We start from the raw sequence: 16,901 nt of genomic DNA, 5'->3' as shown, positions 1-16,901 counted from the left end.
CCATTTTGCCCTCTTTATAACCACACAATCTCCCTGTCTAAGATTTAGTTGATCATAAACTTCAGGAAAACATAACATAGGAATACCAACAGATGCATTACACCCAGCACTTATCGAAATAATATTTTACCATCCTCCGCTGGAGGCAACATTAAAGTTCCAATTCCCCCCATCACCTTTCTAGATTTTCCTGGAGGATAAAACTCTACCCAATGTTTACTTTGGAGAGCTATTTCTTCCTTCTTGTGCTGCCTCATTACATATGAAGAAGGCTCCCAATAGAGACCAGGAACACGAGCTACCCAATCAGAAACAACAAAACAATATAAATCAATCTCTTGATTCCAATATTTATCAGGATCAGTAATTACACTACTCCAAAACTCCTCATCATTAGAGAACCAAAAATATTCACTATTTGAATCCTTGTCATTTAGAGGTTTTATTTCTTCAGCTAAAGCATAATTTTCTATAGTTTCAATTAGCTTTGTTCCTTTGTATAGCTCTATTAAACTCATAGTTGGTTATGTTTTTATATAGTTTTTTCGCAAATCATATATTATTTTAAACTTCTGGTTTTCCCCATATTGTTTTTTTACTTCTTTAAGTAAATTGTTCATTGTTATTCCTTTGAAGTGCTCCTTACGTAATTTATAAAACACATCACTCCAAATTTCGCTTGGTGTTCCTTTTGCGAGTAGATCAGATTCTTTTCCGCCTGCCTTTTTCCAAATGGTTGTTAATGAAGTTCCATTTGGATATAATTCGATAATTAATTCCTCTGTATTTTGCCACCATTCATCTTGTGTAATGCTAGATGACAATTTATCTCCCGAATTTGGAGAAAACAATTTTGTCCAAAAATCCAACAAGTCATAGCATTCTACCAGTGCAAATCGCCAATTATTATTTTTAGAGGACTTAGAATTAATGGTATGAGCAGAATTAAAAAAACGTCTTCTTGCTATCAGTCTCCCTAATTGAGTAGCATCAATAGCATCAATTTGTCCTGAAAAATTATTTAGATAATTCCGAAGGTTATTGTCACTTAGTTGAGAAAATTTTTCAAATACTGGGATTACTGATTTAATATTATTTCTATTATAATATAAAAAGTCGAAAACACCCTTTCTACTAATATGATCTAACAAAACAGTATCGTTCGGTATCTCAATGGTTGAATTTTTACTGAGTTGTTCAAGTAATTCAGCTGACGTTTTGATTAAGAAATTGCCTTTTGCAGACAAAGAAAGTTTCCCCCATAAAACAGCCCTATTCGGATATGTTAGTAGATTTCCAAATTCGGATTGGGAAATTTTATCAATAAGTCTTTCAGAAACCACATTGCCACCAATAAGATGGTCAAACAATTTATGTATTTCTATTTCAGGCTCTTTTAAACCAGTATCGACTTGATTTCCATTTTCAATCGCCTCTGCCCAAATTAGCTGCCAATTGTCATTTAAAATATCCATTCTCATCAGATGCTTAGGTATATTATGGCAAGATTTACCGGCAATTTTAATCATTCGAAGTTCACTAGTATCAACTGCATAATCAATAACCGAGTCATCATCTTTTCCTGCTATTATCACCTCAATAGCTTCAAAATAATTTTCATCCTGATCAATTTTGAATAGTTCTGTTAGAGCAGTACCTAATTCAAATTGCCTATCCAATAGATGGGCGTACAACCTTAGCCAATTATTGCTTATCGAGAATTTTTGTAATTCTTCAATAAGTTCCTTTGAAGTTTTCTTAGGTAATTTTTCAATAAAAAAGCTTTCAGCATTTTTGGATTTATCAATAAAAGATTTAATTATGGGCAGAATGTATGGCGATTCCATTAACCAAGCGTAGACAGCAGCAATCTTGGAAACTTGAACGGTTCCTAAGTAGGATTCAAGCTCTTGAATTATTACTTTATCCCACCAACTCAGATCACTCTTTTTTATTTGTTCAAAAAACAAACTATAACCCTCTGAATTATTTTCAATTGAAAATATATTTTTCTTCATCCAGGCTATTAATGCATATGATAACGTTTTTTTGAGTTTTTGAAACTTTCCGTTTTGAAATTTCTTAATACTATTAAATCCGAAAAGTTTACTGATTCAGCTAATTTGCCAATTATAGTTAACAGGTGGTTCTTAAAATCCATCCCTTGCTCTGGCAAAGGAGAATATTTTGCGATAATGTGGGAAAGGGTATTTAGCTTTTTAAGATCTTTACTATTTTCCACGTGCTCAAAAGTATCAATCCCTTTCGCTATTAAGGCTATATCTTCCCTTAATAATGACTTTGATTCAATCGCTTTTTTGAAACGATTAATACGCTTCTGAACTGACGCATCACCAATCAACAATTGTTCCAATAACTCCGTAGGTTTATGGTTATCATTCTGCCGTACAATAAAGAAGTCTGATTTCACAAACTTACTTTGCACACTTTCAGGTACAGCAATTAAACTTAGCTGGCTTGTTCCCTTATTTTCGTTATTAAAGGCAATATCAAAGCAAAAATCTTGTCTCTCAGCAACATTTAAACTTCTCCACAACTCTATAACCGCCATATCAAAGTATTCCTGCCCTATCCAGATCAACGTATTATTATATCTATTTCTGTTGATATAACCATTGATGAGTTTGTTGAATTTCCCTTGAAACTTATCTATTACACCGGTAGTGTTGCTTGATGAAATTTCTATTGAAATTGGTTCCAAGAGTATATTTTTATTTATTTCTTTGGACAGTAAGTCGATAATTGGTTCTAAATTATCAATGCTTACAATCTCATTTTTAGGCAGCATCAAAACATGAGAAAACTTCCTGCCTCTTCTAACATCAGAAGCTGTATCTTCAAATGTTTTCATAATTAGGAAGAAGTCTCCTTCTGAAAAGCCACGAATAGCTGGCTCCCAATTAATGCCACTGGTTTGATCTTGTAAATCCGTTCTAAAGGCAATACTCTTAGCAATATTAACATCAGGCAAGGTGGTTTTTATTAAGCCCCATGCTTTATTTACTTCTCCGCAAATGGATTGATGTATTGTTACTTTCACAATAATGCTTGCTCTATTAGTTCTGTAATGTCATTCGATCGAGTGCCATCAGGCAATACTAGATAGCCAAATTCCTCTGGTCCTTCAATTTGATATTTTTCTTTGTTCTCTGGTATTGTTAGAGAAAATCCCTGGGCGGAAAGACCAATTATGTTTAGATAATTTTTATCCCAGTTAGACTCCAAAAAGTTTAATAAGAGTGGTAATTGGGATTTCAATACATCATAAGGCTTTTCTTCTGTATTCATTTCATCCCAACAGGTTAAAGCAATAGTCAGCTTTGGCTTATCATTTACCCTATGGTAGTTTGTTCCTTTTGCATGTAAAAGGATTTGTAATAATTCGATAAAAAAGCTTTGGTCCGATATTTTATACTCGGCATCAGACACCAGTTCTTTCGAGTTTTCATGATATTCTTCAGAATAGGTTACATCACTGATATCTAAAGGCTTGTTCACATTATTTAATCTGACAAACAAAATCTAGCTATCACTTTCGTTTATAGAAATTGTCCATTCCTTATTTAACTCCCGATTCTCAACAATGGTTAAAACCTGTTCTCCTCCATATTCCGGACATTTCAAATCAACCTCTTTTTCTGCTACCTGAATGGGCAAGTAAAATTTTACGCTTTTTTCTGACGGAGTTGTCTGAGGTTCTTCTCCTGATGCCAGAGCTTCTCTTGCTCCTGCAATAGGAGACAAATCATCCACTGATTTATAAAGTTTTAGTTTACTCTTATTTTGCTGCAATTTTGAGTAAAACTGTGAAAGGAATACCGTCTTGGATGAATGAGGTTTTCCAATTAGTAATATAGATGTCGCCATTTACATGCTTTTATAATTTAAGAAAATATCATTTCCCGTATTATCATTCTCAATCGGAATCTCTGAATTTTGTAAACAAAACACTTTGGAAAGTAGCCAATCCAATACAGCTATATTGTTCTTATGAACTAATATATCAGGATCATCCGTTGAAAAGTTGCTAATATCTAACTCTTTATAGTTATCAAAATCTCCATTAATTCCCCTTGAAGTTTTTCACGAATTACTGGATGCACTTCGCCTTTTTATCACTTTTTGACCAAACAGCAATCACAGGTCGGTTTTTCAAATCGTACTTTAACATTTGTGCCATATCCACGATGTCAGTCTTTGCCTGAGCCTTTCTATTTATCAAATCTTCACAATCAATAAAGAGTATGAATGCATTAGAATGCTCATAAACCCATCTTGCATTATCCGCATTTACATCATTTCTATTTTTTGACCATAAAGAAAAAACCTCACCTGATGCGTCGGTTATTAAAATGTCTTTTAATTTTTTTGATTGATTTCTCAGTGCTAAATGTAATAAGCGGATGTATTGGGCTGGAGTAGGATCAGGAAAGGTAACAACTTGTTGTTGAACTTTTAGTTTTTGATATAATGCATCCCACGTATTTATTGTTTTGGTACCACAAAAGTCAAACTCTTTAAGTTTTATTCCTCTAAGGAGCAATGTAAAAAGCATAGCCAAGTATGTTGTTTTACCTGCATCTGCTTTTCCTATTACCCCAATAATTACAGGAGTGCTTCTATAAGTTATTTTAGATAGTTCCTCTGTAGTCAAAGCATCTCCAGTCCACGGCAAATCTGATTTTCTTTCCTTTTTAGACGTAGATTTCGCTTTAGACTTTGAAATATTTGTCTTATTCCAAAATTCACATTCCGTATGTCTTTCTTTTCCTTCATGACAACTAATTGGTGCAGCACAATCTGGGTTTGAACACTTTCCAGTCATACTATTTAGTATTTATAATTTTAACTAATTGAAAATCGTGGAACAACCAAGTTGTCAGTTCTTTTGAGGACAGTTTTATATCTAGGGGGATCCCCAAAAGCTCTTCAAATTGAGCTAATTCATTTTTGTTCCATATTAAACTGGTTACAAAGTTTAATAGTGTTGATTTATCAACTAATGCTTCCTCTTCTGGTAATATAGATTTCAATTCCTCGGTATGCTTTTGAATAGTCTTAAAAAATTCCTCAAGAGTTAATTCTTCCGTTGCATTTCCTTTTAGTCCTTTATAAGTCTCTTTTAGAAAATAATCAACGCTTTTCGGATAAATTAAAGGAATAAAAAATGAGTAATCATTTGCCAATACAATTCCCAAAATATTGTTATCTAGCTCATCATAACTTTTATCCATAGAGGACGAATATCCTGCCTCTTTCCACCATAAAAGTTCTGATCTTAATTGCAACGAACTAGTTCTATTTGAAATCTCTGTTTGCAATGACTCTAGTGCTTTATTTAAACTGCTTTGAACCGTGTTTTTATTTTCATTTACGACGGCAACAATTGCTTTTAAGGAAAGATCGATTGCAGTTTTAATGCCCTTTGCAGCCCTCGGAGCAAATTGATGTGACCAACTTTGTCCTGAATTTGGCCAAACTGAATTTGGAGATTCAAAATTTTTAACGCCCGTGGAATTTGTTGGACCCGAAGCATCTTCTAAATATTTTTTTAAAGTATCATCATTAAGAGCATATCTTGAAACTTCCTTAAGCTCAAGACTGGTTTTTGGCAAAGTATCATTATTTGACAACGCCCATTCTTTATTAGCATTTTGATTGATATCATTACCCAATTTTACCATGAATTCCAAAAGGATTTCCCTTTCTTTACCAATAAGTTTATGGTACTGAACAATATTTCTGGCCGAAAACCAAATAAGTAACGAATGGTTAATATCGGCGCTTATGCTACTTAAAGCCTCCAGAATGACCGCCCTAATAAATGTTAGAGGCGTGTCTTTGGCATTAGCCGTAAACGTTTTCCAATTCTTCACAATGATAGACCTTGCCTCCTCAATAACAGAGCTTTCAACACTAACTTCAGGATCTATTGCAGCTAAGGTATAAGAAACGATTTTTGATCTGTCCTTAATTATTTTTTTGGAAATTTCAATAGCAGATTTTTCTAATTTTTTAAAATCACCTTCATCAGTAATTGATAAAAGCATTGAGTTCAAGTAATCTTGCAGCATAGTATTTTTTAAGTTAATTATTAAATAGAAGAGCAATAGGATGTTACTAGATCTTATATCTTAAAATAATTAATAAGACTCTTTAGTAAATAAATATACAATAAAGTCGTTAAAAAAAACTCAAAATTTAAAGTGATTCAGCTTTACTATTTACAATAGTAATTCTATCCTTTTTAATTATCTATAGGCACCTTAATAAACTCTTGCTTTAATTTTGTCATTTCCTAAAATAGTTTGACTAAAATTAAAACTTTTAGTACCATACCAAATGAAAGACGAATTTTAAATGGATCTAACCTTAAAGTATTCAGCACACGATAACAGAGCTAAAAAATGCAATTAAATTATATGCCAAAATAAAATTACAATTATTTTTGGATTTTAAAACTCCAAATATAGCATATCAAACATAAAAACAGACGGGTAAATCATCTGTTTAATAACTAGCTAAATCTTTAACGATTTTTTCAGACGCGACTGTTTAAAAATCCAGTTTAAGGTACTGGATTAAACCTTCGACTTAGATTAAGCCATATCATAAATATCTTCAAACAATCTTCTATCGAGACGTTCTTGTTGTCCAAATCCTTTTTTTAAAGTATTGTGCAATACGGCATTGAAGGCATTATACCCCAACCATAAATTTGGTTCTTCATTAAGTAACAGAGCTTCATAATTCAGTATCTCTATTACTTCTCGAGATTTTTTAGATGGATCACTATTCTTATCACTACATTCATATCTGAATAGTTTTGTTCGGTCTAAAGTAGCTTTGACAAATTCTTTGATATCAAGGATTTTAAAATTTCTCATTTTATCGAACTTTTGGGTTACTGTATAAAATTCATTATCCATAAATTTTTCGAAAAGATTATTTAGCTTCGGCATAATCATCTGCACACTGTTTTTATTATGCTTTATAGAAAACTCAATTTCAGTCTGAGAAACATGGAGACCATTCGAGCATACTTTTCTGTAAAACCCAAAATGTCCTGAGGTCTTCTCACTACCATCATAAGAATTTTTAAATCTTAACATAGGTAATATCAGATCCTCATGATTTTTGACCGTAAATTGACTTTGATCATCAATTATAAAGTCAGTAATAAAAGATCTGTCATCCCTATTGATGGTTCTGGTGTGATAATTCAATTGCGCATCAATTAACATCTGTTCCGCTTTCCTAAAAAACAATTGATTCGGTATATGGCCATAGCTATTCGAAACCACATTAACAATTTTGCCATTAGAAATAATAGCATTCTCCAATCCTCTGCGGGATTCCATCTGTGTCATTGTTTTTAAGGATTTCATCTCTGATGGCACATAGATGTCATCCTGTTGTAAATTTTGTAAATACATAGCTTTTGAATTTAGATTAAACAATATTTGAGCAATTCCCAAACGGAAGTTAAATCTCAGCTCAAAAGGAAACGGAATAAATAAGCTTTACAATAACACGCGCTTTATGCCGTAGTCTTTTGATGGGAGTATTTTACGAGTTTACCTTTGTACAGATATTGATTATATTATTAACCTATCCATACGTAATTGATTCGCTTTGGTATTTCCTATTGCAAATATTCAAAAAAAAAATCCCTCCAAAATTTGAAGGGATATCATTTAATTTGATGACAATACTAGTTTTTAGAAGCCTCTATAGACAGTTTTCTAAACGCTTATTTCAAAGTATTAGGATGATTCTTGGTCATTTCATTTCTCTCTAGATAAAATCTATCTTTTAATTTTTGCATGTCCTCCCATATTTTCTGTTCTACTACTCTAGCATATATTTGAGTACTAACGATTTTGGTATGTCCTAATATCTTCGATACGGTTTCAATAGGAACACCGTTACTAAGGGTTACAGTTGTTGCAAAAGTATGTCTGGCCATGTGAAAAGTTAGATTCTTAGTAATACCACATATATCTGCAATTTCTTTTAAATAGCTATTTAATTTTTGATTAGACATATATGGCATTAAGCCATTTAACAATTTAGTTCTTGGATGATTTTCATATTTACGGATCAATAATTCTACTGTAGGCAGTATTGGAATCTTAACAGGTGTTTTAGTTTTCATTCTTTCCGTTATTATCCAACCACTATCATCTACCCCTGGTATTATATTATCCTTTTGAAGTTTCATAATATCAACATAAGACATACCTGTATAGCAGCTAAACAAAAACAAATCCTTTACAACTATCAATCTTTCTATTGAAGAGGAAAACTCTTCAATTCTTTGAAGCTCTATTTTCGTTAAGAATTCACGTTCCTTTTTCTCCAACTTCGGTTTAAACTTAACAAAAGGATCTCGATTAATCCATTCTAGATTATAGGCTAGTGTAACCATTTTTCTAAGTCTTTGAATATGTTTCATAGCTGCATTGTTGCCAATAGAACCTTGTGAGGGTCTTGATTGGTAAGACCGAAGAAAGGCTTCAAAACCAATAACGAATTCATAATCTAAATTTTGAAGATATATATCGGAAACTTTATATTTATTAGAGAGAAATACTAATATATACTTCTGAGTGGTTTTATAATGACCCATCGTATCTGCCTTCAATTTAGAAATCATAGTATCATTATGAAAATTAAAAATATCTCTAAGAGAATAATTTATTTTATCTTCCCCTAAATATCTCGACTTGATAAGACCAGCCGAAAGCACTTTATTTTCAGATTTAAGATCTCTATAACATTGAATAATATCCGATTTCACCTCATCAAGATACAAATTCATTTGTTTGGCTGCCGGGCTATTCCCTATAACTTTTTGGCTTTTTGCATTCCAAGCATCAACATCCACCTTTTGCCTAAGGCTGATATTGACCTTTTCACCATTCATGGTAATTCGGGCATAAATATTTGTTTGATTATTTTTGGCTCTCTTCGAATAAATCCAAAACAAAACCGAGAATGTTAAAGAAGTACGCATAGTTTTCGTCTTTAAATTGTTAAAAATTTTAATTCAGACGAAAGTCAAATCAACTTTTAATAAAGTTTCTATTTAGGATCTTAGACAATTTTTAAAGCGTTGACGATTAAAAATTATCTGTTGACGTTTTGTGAATTATTAAAGTTAAATATTAATTCTCAAAAAATATTTCCAAAAATGATAAAACCCTATTAATCATATAATTAATAGGGTTTTGATTCAAATTGTTACTTAAAAAGCGGTCTGGACGGGATTCGAACCCGCGACCCCTTGCGTGACAGGCAAATATTCTAACCAGCTGAACTACCAGACCGTTGCATTATTGCGAGTGCAAATATACACCCTTTTTTTATTATACAAACAATTTAATTACACAATATGTGTAAATTTTAAAATATTTCATACAAACTGCTTTAAAACAAAAAAGCATCCCAATCTTCTATAAAGAAAAAAGGAAAGCCTTTCATTGGTTTAACAACTTAAACCATAGATAAACACTAAGTTTATCTAAACAACACAACTAAATTTATATGCAAAAAAAGCTCCAAGTTATTGGAGCTTTTAGCAATATTGCGGTCTGGACGGGATTCGAACCCGCGACCCCTTGCGTGACAGGCAAATATTCTAACCAGCTGAACTACCAGACCGTTGCGTTATTGCGAGTGCAAATATACAACACTTTTTTAATTGCACAAGTATTTTTCTTATTTTTTTACTTTATAAAAATTTACTGCGTTCTACCATAAAGGTAGTCAGTATATTATCGAAATTTTTATTTATGTCCGCTTCAACATATTTTATTTGATATTGCCCACATTTTAATTTCAAGGCCTCAAAATAATTCAAAATTTCTTTTTCATAATTCACTTTAATATTCTCTGCATAGACATTTATATAGTCTCCGGTTTCCACATCTACAAAGCGCCTAGGCGTATTATCGAAATTAAAATGCAACTCTTTATCTTTATCAATCACATGAAACAAAACCACTTCGTGTTTGTTATACTTTAAATGACGGAGTGCCTCAAACAATTGATCCTCGTTAACCGACTCCTGAAACATATCTGTGAATAAAATTACCAAAGACCGTTTATGAAGTTTTTCTGCTATATGATGCAAATAGGTATAGGTGTCTGTTGTTTTGGTTTTTGGTTTAGACCTCACTACCTGCTCCAATTCATTTAACAGCATATGTCTGTGCCTATCACTTCCTTTTTCGGGTGCATAATAATCGTAAGTATTACTATATATACTTAAACCAACCGCATCGCGCTGACGTTTTAAAATATGCATGATAGATGCCGAGGCTAGTGCCGAAAACGCTATTTTATTAAGTCGATCTAGAGAAAAACTATCGTACTCTGGATAATGCATAGAGCTACTATTATCTATAATAAGATGACAGCGTAGATTGGTTTCTTCGTCGTAACGTTTGGTGTATAATTTATCGGTTTTAGCAAAAAGCTTCCAATCTATATGTTTTGTGCTTTCTCCTTGATTATAGATTTTATGCTCTGCAAATTCGGCCGAAAACCCATGAAACGGACTTTTATGCATACCTGCAATAAAACCTTCAACCACTTGTTTTGCCAACAATTCCAGATTAACAAATCCGCCTACATGTTGTAATTCTTCCTTTAAATCCATGAATTGTGTTTAAAAACTACACATACCTAAGTTAGGCATAAAACTCTAATAGGTATAAAAATAAAAAAGGTTTAGCATTAAGCCAAACCTTTAATTACATGTTATATGTTTATGCTATTACAAAAGTTCATCAATAGCATCTGTATAGGCTTTTTTAGGTGCTACACCTACTTGACGTCCTACCACTTCTCCATTTTGAAATACTAAAACCGTTGGGATATTACGTACACCATATTTTGATGCAAAATCTTGGTTTGCATCTACATCTACTTTTCCTACTACAGCTTTACCGTCGTATTCTGTACTAATTTCATCAATGATTGGTCCTACCATACGGCAAGGTCCACACCATGCAGCCCAAAAGTCTACAACTACTGGCTTATCACTTTTTAAAACAGTTTCTTCGAAATTTGCGTCTGTTATTTCTAATGCCATTATTTTATGTTTTTATAGTTTCACTTCGTTTATAATACAAAATTAGTCAAAAAATATTCCAAAACTTACATCTGTGGTATATGTTTTATTTATTGTCAAATTGTCTCACTTTATGACAATAATTAAAACAGATTTAATTCAATTTATAATACACCTGTTGCGCATCTAGAGCACTTAGTAATTCCTGCGAAATCGTAATTTTTTGCGTTCTACTTACCATAGGAAGTTTTACCTTATCTTCTTGGTCGTACACTAAAAAATTTAAAGTTTTGGTTCCGACATGACTATCTAATAATTGCTTTAAATGAGCCACTTTAGAGTTTGTTAAGTCCTTTATATTAAGCTGAATTGACAATTTTTTCGCGTATTGATCCATGACATCATGCAACAATTGAAAACTATTAAACTGAATTCTTGGATCGCTTTTCTTTCCTGTGTCTTTATTTACCCAACCTTCGCGAATAAAAGTTTTTACGTACACAAAACTATTTACCACAAAGAAATGTCTGAATTTTAGATAATCTTCTCCAAAAATTCTAAACTCAAAACTGTCATTATAATCTTCAATAGTAAATAATGCCCAACCTTTTCCTTGTTTACTTACCCGATGTTGCACATCGGTAACCACGCCGCCAAAAGTAAGTTCTGCATTTAAACAGGCTTCCAAATTTCTAAACATGCTTAAATTGGCATTGCAGAAACTTTTCATTTCTACTCTAAAATCATCTAACGGATGCCCAGAAATATAAACGCCTACCACTTCCTTTTCTCTGGCCAGTTTTTCCATGGTTCCCCACTCTTCTGCTGGTGGCACTAAAGGTTCTTCTATTTGCACTTCGCTAGCATCTCCAAACAGACTTACTTGGGCAGAATTCTCGTTTTCCTGATGTTTGTTTCCGTATTTAACCGCCTTTTCTAAAAAGGTAATTCCGTCTCCTTCATCTTGAAAATATTGAGCTCTGTGTGTATCCGAAAAACAATCGAAACCTCCTGCGAGAGCAAGATTTTCAAATGCTTTTTTATTCGCCGCTCGCAAATCGATACGTTTTGCAAAATCGAAAATAGATTTATAATGTCCATCCTTTTTACGATTATCAACAATAGTCATTACAGCACCGTGCCCCACGCCTTTTACCGCTCCCATACCAAATCGAACAGCATTATCGTCGTTTACAGAAAATTTGTAAAACGATTCGTTAATATCTGGCCCAAGCACACTTAATTTCATACGCTTACATTCTTCCATAAAAAAGGTTACCTGCTTAATATCGTTCATATTGTTCGATAATACAGCGGCCATATATTCTGCTGGATAATGTGCTTTTAAGTATGCTGTTTGGTAAGCAATCCATGCATAACAGGTGGAATGCGATTTGTTAAAGGCGTAACTAGCAAAGGCTTCCCAGTCCTTCCAAATTTTTTCTAATTTTTTAGGGTCATGACCTTTTTCGCTGGCTTGATTAATAAATTTAGGTTTCATTTTATCAAGTACAGCAATTTGTTTTTTACCCATTGCTTTACGCAAAACATCGGCCTCACCTTTAGTGAAATCTGCCAATTTTTGCGATAAAAGCATTACTTGCTCTTGATACACCGTAATCCCGTAGGTCTCTTTTAAATACTCTTCCATCGCTGGTAAATCGTATTCAATTTCTTCCTCCCCGTGCTTTCTTCTAATAAAACTAGGAATATACTCCATAGGACCAGGTCTGTACAAGGCATTCATGGCAATAAGGTCATCAAAAACCGTAGGCTTTAAAGACTGCATGTGCTTTTGCATACCGGGTGATTCGTATTGGAACACCCCTACCGTTTCACCACGCTGGAATAACTCGTAAGTTTTAACATCGTCTAGCGGAAAATTCTCAGGATCGAGATCGATATCATGTTTTGCTTTTACAATTTTAACGGTATCCTTAATTAGGGTTAGCGTTTTTAACCCTAGGAAGTCCATTTTTAGTAGACCCGCATCTTCTACTACCGAGTTATCAAACTGGGTAACGTATAAATCGGAGTCTTTAGCTAAAGATACCGGAACGAATTTGGTAATGTCGTCTGGAGTAATAATTACCCCACAGGCATGAATTCCCGTATTTCTTACAGAACCTTCAAGGCGTCTTGCCAAGTTTAAGGTATCGGCCTCTAAATTCTTACCATCTGCCAGATTTATTAGTTCGTTAACTTTTTCTAAATCTTCAGCTCTAAATTTATCTTTTAGTCCTTTTTCATCTAAGCCGAAAATTTTATTCAGCTTTGACATATTCGGAATTAATTTTGCTATTCTATCGGCTTCAAAAAGCGGTAAATCTAGTACACGCGCCGTATCTCGGATAGACGATTTTGCGGCCATGGTACCATAAGTAATAATCTGCGCTACTTGATTACTTCCGTATTTATTGATTACATAATCCATAACTCGACTTCGACCTTCATCATCAAAATCGATATCGATATCGGGCATACTTACACGATCTGGATTTAAGAAACGCTCAAAAAGCAGATTGTACAGCATGGGGTCGATATTCGTAATCCACAAACAATACGCGACTACCGATCCGGCTGCCGAACCACGTCCGGGCCCCACAGAAACATCCATCTTTCGGGCTTCTCGAATAAAATCTTCTACAATTAGAAAGTACCCTGGATATCCAGTATTTTCAATTACAGAAAGTTCAAAATCTAAACGTTCTATAACCTCTTCTGAAAGGGTTTCTCCATATCGAATTTTTGCACCTTGATAGGTTATATGTCTTAAAAATGCATTTTCCCCTCGTTTACCACCATCGATTTCATCTTCTGGATGCTGAAATTCTTCTGGGATATCGAATTTTGGCAACAGTACATTCCTTGCTAATTCGTAGATTTCAATTTTATCTACAATCTCTTGAATGTTACTAATAGCTTCAGGAACATCTTTAAACAAAGACTTCATTTCATCAGAAGTCTTAAAGTAATACTCCTGATTTGGCATACCATAACGGTAACCACGACCACGACCTATGGGAGTAGCTTGCTTTTCTCCGTCACGTACACACAATAAAATATCGTGTGCATTGGCATCTTTTTTATCTACATAATAGGTATTGTTTGAGGCGACTAATTTTACATTATGCTTCTTAGAAAACTCAATAAGCACCGGATTAACACGATTTTCATCTTCTTGATTATGACGCATTAATTCGATATACAAATCGTCTCCAAACTGGTCTTTCCACCATAGCAAAGCTTCCTCTGCCTGATGTTCTCCCACATTTAAAACCTTACTAGGCACCTCTCCATATAGATTCCCGGTTAACACCAGAAGATCTTCTTTATATTGGGCTATTAATTTTTTATCGATTCTTGGCACATAATAAAACCCGTCTGTAAAAGCAGCCGACGATAATTTTGCGAGATTATGATACCCGTTTTTATTTTTTGCAATAAGCACAACCTGGTAACCATTATCTTTTCGAGTTTTATCTGTATGATCTTCGCATACAAAAAATTCGCAGCCTAAGATAGGCTTCATTTCGTTTAATTCAGGCTGCTTACCAGCGGCAATAGCTTCTTCATTTTTTGCCTTAACCCCTTTATTATGATTTATAACAGCGCGAACAAAATGAAAAGCCCCCATCATGTTAGCATGATCTGTTAAAGCAACTCCCACCATATTTTGTTTGGCTGCAGCTCCTACCAAATCTGGGATACTAATAGTGGATTGTAAAACAGAAAACTGAGAATGATTATGAAGGTGCACAAAATTTACATCAGATAATTCTGAAATATTCTGTTTAATTTCGGCAGCAGAAAGATCTGTAGACTGTGCTTTTTGTAAACGTTCGTTAATTTTAGCACTAGCCTTTTTTAAATTGATATGTTTTAAACCAATAAGCTGAATAACGTCTGGATTGGCTTTATTAAAACGATCGAAATAATCTGGCTCGACATCTAAGGTTTCTGCAGGAAATTGTTGTCTTCTAATTAATTCGAAGAAACAACGCGTTGTAGCCTCCACATCGGCAGTAGCATTATGCGCTTCCCCAAAAGGTACATTAAATAAAAACTGGTGTAACTCGGTTAATGTAGGCAATTTAAATCGGCCACCACGTCCTCCAGGAATCTGGCAAAGTTTAGCCGTAAGCTCTGTACAGGTATCTAAAACGGGGAGTTCTTGTAACACATTGGCAACATCTTCTCTAAAGAATTCTGCCCCCATAATGTTTAAATCGAAACCTACATTTTGTCCGACAACAAATTTGGTTTTACTTAATGCAATATTGAATTTCTCTAAAACTTCGCTTAAAGCAATTCCTTGCTCTTGGGCCAATTCTGTAGAAATACCGTGAATTTTTTCGGCATCGTAAGGAATATTAAATCCTTCTGGTTTTACTAAATAATCTTGATGTTCTATACAATTACCAAGCTCGTCGTGCAATTGCCAAGCAATTTGTATACATCTTGGCCAATTATCTGTATCGCTAATTGGGGCATCCCAACGCTTTGGTAATCCGGTGGTTTCGGTATCGAAAATTAAGTACATAAAATCTGTTCTGCTAAAAAAATAGGGAGGATAAAATTAAGAATAATAAAGGGGTTTTCAAGTTGTATTAATAACCTTTTATTAACAGTTACTTATTGTCCTGTCGTTATTGGCACTTTATAAAACACACCTCGATTAAAATTAACCGAATTCTCATTATTCTGGTCGAAAGCGGTAAACCAAAACGAACCACTTACATAGCCTTCTGCAGTATTAATTTCGTCAATTACAATTTCTCCATCAGACAGTTCTATAAGCTCTGTACCACTAAATGCAGTAGAAAACTCATTCATACTATTTGTATATGTAGCAACAGAGGTTTCTCCAGCTCCTAACTGAAACGTATCTAGTGTAGCCGACGGAATTTCTAAAGTCATAATCTCATCACTCAACTTCGCATTAACAACCAACCTAGACCCTGAAAAATTCGCATTTTGTGTTGTCGATTTCCATAACACACCTTCTTTATTTGCCTGAAAGGCAGGATAATTAAACTCTACATTATCGTCGCAAGCCATAAACATCACGCTAAGCAAAAGTATTGTAAACCAATGTTTCATAAGTAATAACTTAATATCTATTAAGTACCAAAAATAAAACAAAAAGAGCACAACATTTCATTTAAATTAAGTTGTTTATACTTAAATATTTATAGTATCTTTGCACCCTCATTAATAACAGAGGTCGAGAACCTCAAATAATTAATTATTATGCCTGTAAAAATTAGATTACAAAGACATGGTAAAAAAGGGAAACCTTTTTACTGGATCGTAGCAGCTGATGCAAGATCAAAAAGAGATGGTAAATACTTAGAAAAATTAGGTATCTACAATCCAAACACTAACCCTGCAACTATCGAGTTAAATGTAGACGGTGCTGTAACTTGGTTACAAAACGGTGCGCAACCAACAGATACTGCTAAAGCTATTCTTTCTTACAAAGGAGCTTTACTAAAAAATCACCTTGCTGGTGGTGTTAGAAAAGGTGCTTTAACTGAAGAGCAAGCTGAAGCTAAATTTAATGCTTGGGTAGAAGAAAAAACTGCAAAAGTAACCTCTAAAGAAGATACTTTAGCAAAAGCTCAGGCTGATGCAAAAGCAAAAGCTTTAGAAGCTGAAAAAGCGGTTAACGATGCAAGAACTGCTGCTGCCGCTGAGGCTGAAGCAGAAGCAAAAGCTGCTGAAGAAGCTGCTAATGCTGAAACTGCAGAAGAAACTTCTAACGAAGAAGAATAAAAAATTAATTTTTTATACTTTT

At 33.8% G+C, this 16,901-nt stretch carries 12 protein-coding genes, 2 tRNA genes and 1 pseudogene; 1 reads left to right on the top strand and 14 read right to left on the bottom strand.

Annotation, left to right across the window (positions count from 1 at the left end; all coding sequences use genetic code 11):
• Positions 1-110: 110 nt before the first annotated feature.
• The 14 genes and pseudogenes from A9D35_RS13090 to A9D35_RS13025 form a co-directional block, all read right to left on the bottom strand.
• Positions 111-518: a hypothetical protein gene (locus tag A9D35_RS13090; protein WP_066223700.1), complete on the bottom strand. Its 408-nt coding sequence runs from the start codon at positions 516-518 to the stop codon at positions 111-113.
• A 6-nt stretch (positions 519-524) separates the two neighbouring features.
• Positions 525-2,018, bottom strand: coding sequence for an effector-associated domain EAD1-containing protein (locus A9D35_RS13085; RefSeq protein WP_066223698.1), 1,494 nt, complete (start codon positions 2,016-2,018; stop codon positions 525-527).
• Between the two features lie 8 nt (positions 2,019-2,026).
• Complete coding sequence (locus tag A9D35_RS13080; RefSeq protein ID WP_066223696.1) at positions 2,027-3,061, bottom strand: GAP1-N1 domain-containing protein; 1,035 nt, start codon at positions 3,059-3,061, stop codon at positions 2,027-2,029.
• Positions 3,058-3,888: pseudogene (locus A9D35_RS19260) on the bottom strand (TRAFAC clade GTPase domain-containing protein). The gene A9D35_RS13080 and the pseudogene A9D35_RS19260 overlap by 4 nt, the downstream one beginning before the upstream one ends.
• A gap of 223 nt (positions 3,889-4,111) precedes the next feature.
• Positions 4,112-4,846 carry a TRAFAC clade GTPase domain-containing protein gene (locus tag A9D35_RS13070; protein WP_218017735.1) on the bottom strand — a complete coding sequence of 245 codons (735 nt, stop codon included), beginning with the start codon at positions 4,844-4,846 and terminating at the stop codon, positions 4,112-4,114.
• Between the two features lies 1 nt (position 4,847).
• The gene (locus A9D35_RS13065) at positions 4,848-6,095 is read right to left on the bottom strand and encodes a GTPase-associated system all-helical protein GASH (RefSeq protein ID WP_066223694.1); all 1,248 of its coding nucleotides are present in this window, start codon (positions 6,093-6,095) and stop codon (positions 4,848-4,850) included.
• A 525-nt stretch (positions 6,096-6,620) separates the two neighbouring features.
• Positions 6,621-7,457 (bottom strand): DUF932 domain-containing protein, encoded by an 837-nt coding sequence (locus A9D35_RS13060; protein WP_066223693.1) that lies wholly within the window; start codon positions 7,455-7,457, stop codon positions 6,621-6,623.
• A gap of 317 nt (positions 7,458-7,774) precedes the next feature.
• The gene (locus A9D35_RS13055) at positions 7,775-9,040 is read right to left on the bottom strand and encodes a site-specific integrase (protein ID WP_066223690.1); all 1,266 of its coding nucleotides are present in this window, start codon (positions 9,038-9,040) and stop codon (positions 7,775-7,777) included.
• A gap of 239 nt (positions 9,041-9,279) precedes the next feature.
• Positions 9,280-9,353, bottom strand: a tRNA-Asp gene (locus tag A9D35_RS13050).
• Positions 9,354-9,613: 260 nt separating this feature from the next.
• Positions 9,614-9,687 (bottom strand) — tRNA-Asp (locus A9D35_RS13045).
• A 70-nt stretch (positions 9,688-9,757) separates the two neighbouring features.
• Entirely contained in the window at positions 9,758-10,687 is a 930-nt protein-coding gene (locus A9D35_RS13040; protein WP_066223686.1) for a DUF58 domain-containing protein, read from the bottom strand.
• Between the two features lie 117 nt (positions 10,688-10,804).
• Positions 10,805-11,122, bottom strand: a complete 318-nt coding sequence (gene trxA / locus A9D35_RS13035; RefSeq protein WP_038532223.1) for a thioredoxin — start codon at positions 11,120-11,122, stop codon at positions 10,805-10,807.
• A 133-nt stretch (positions 11,123-11,255) separates the two neighbouring features.
• On the bottom strand, positions 11,256-15,644 hold the full coding sequence (gene dnaE / locus A9D35_RS13030; protein WP_066223684.1) for a DNA polymerase III subunit alpha: 4,389 nt from the start codon (positions 15,642-15,644) through the stop codon (positions 11,256-11,258).
• A 92-nt stretch (positions 15,645-15,736) separates the two neighbouring features.
• Positions 15,737-16,204 (bottom strand): DUF6252 domain-containing protein, encoded by a 468-nt coding sequence (locus A9D35_RS13025; protein ID WP_141675533.1) that lies wholly within the window; start codon positions 16,202-16,204, stop codon positions 15,737-15,739.
• A 150-nt stretch (positions 16,205-16,354) separates the two neighbouring features.
• Between A9D35_RS13025 and A9D35_RS13020 the strand changes: the two genes are divergently transcribed.
• Positions 16,355-16,879: a 30S ribosomal protein S16 gene (locus A9D35_RS13020; RefSeq protein ID WP_066223680.1), complete on the top strand. Its 525-nt coding sequence runs from the start codon at positions 16,355-16,357 to the stop codon at positions 16,877-16,879.
• The last annotated feature ends 22 nt before the right edge of the window (positions 16,880-16,901 follow it).

The organism is Formosa haliotis, assembly GCF_001685485.1.
GTDB classification, from domain to species: Bacteria; Bacteroidota; Bacteroidia; order Flavobacteriales; family Flavobacteriaceae; genus Formosa; species Formosa haliotis.
The sequence above is the reverse complement of the archived record's forward strand: the minus strand, read 5'-3'. Positions and strand labels throughout refer to the sequence as shown.

Excerpts from the sequence above, each read along its gene's own strand:
- A9D35_RS13090 (WP_066223700.1), bottom strand. The coding sequence starts at position 518 with ATGAGTTTAATAGAGCTATACAAAGGAACAAAGCTAATTGAAACTATA.
- A9D35_RS13085 (WP_066223698.1), bottom strand. The coding sequence starts at position 2,018 with ATGAAGAAAAATATATTTTCAATTGAAAATAATTCAGAGGGTTATAGT.
- A9D35_RS13070 (WP_218017735.1), bottom strand. The coding sequence starts at position 4,846 with ATGACTGGAAAGTGTTCAAACCCAGATTGTGCTGCACCAATTAGTTGT.
- A9D35_RS13065 (WP_066223694.1), bottom strand. The coding sequence starts at position 6,095 with ATGCTGCAAGATTACTTGAACTCAATGCTTTTATCAATTACTGATGAA.
- A9D35_RS13060 (WP_066223693.1), bottom strand. The coding sequence starts at position 7,457 with ATGTATTTACAAAATTTACAACAGGATGACATCTATGTGCCATCAGAG.
- A9D35_RS13055 (WP_066223690.1), bottom strand. The coding sequence starts at position 9,040 with ATGCGTACTTCTTTAACATTCTCGGTTTTGTTTTGGATTTATTCGAAG.
- A9D35_RS13040 (WP_066223686.1), bottom strand. The coding sequence starts at position 10,687 with ATGGATTTAAAGGAAGAATTACAACATGTAGGCGGATTTGTTAATCTG.
- trxA (WP_038532223.1), bottom strand. The coding sequence starts at position 11,122 with ATGGCATTAGAAATAACAGACGCAAATTTCGAAGAAACTGTTTTAAAA.
- dnaE (WP_066223684.1), bottom strand. The coding sequence starts at position 15,644 with ATGTACTTAATTTTCGATACCGAAACCACCGGATTACCAAAGCGTTGG.
- A9D35_RS13025 (WP_141675533.1), bottom strand. The coding sequence starts at position 16,204 with ATGAAACATTGGTTTACAATACTTTTGCTTAGCGTGATGTTTATGGCT.
- A9D35_RS13020 (WP_066223680.1), top strand. The coding sequence starts at position 16,355 with ATGCCTGTAAAAATTAGATTACAAAGACATGGTAAAAAAGGGAAACCT.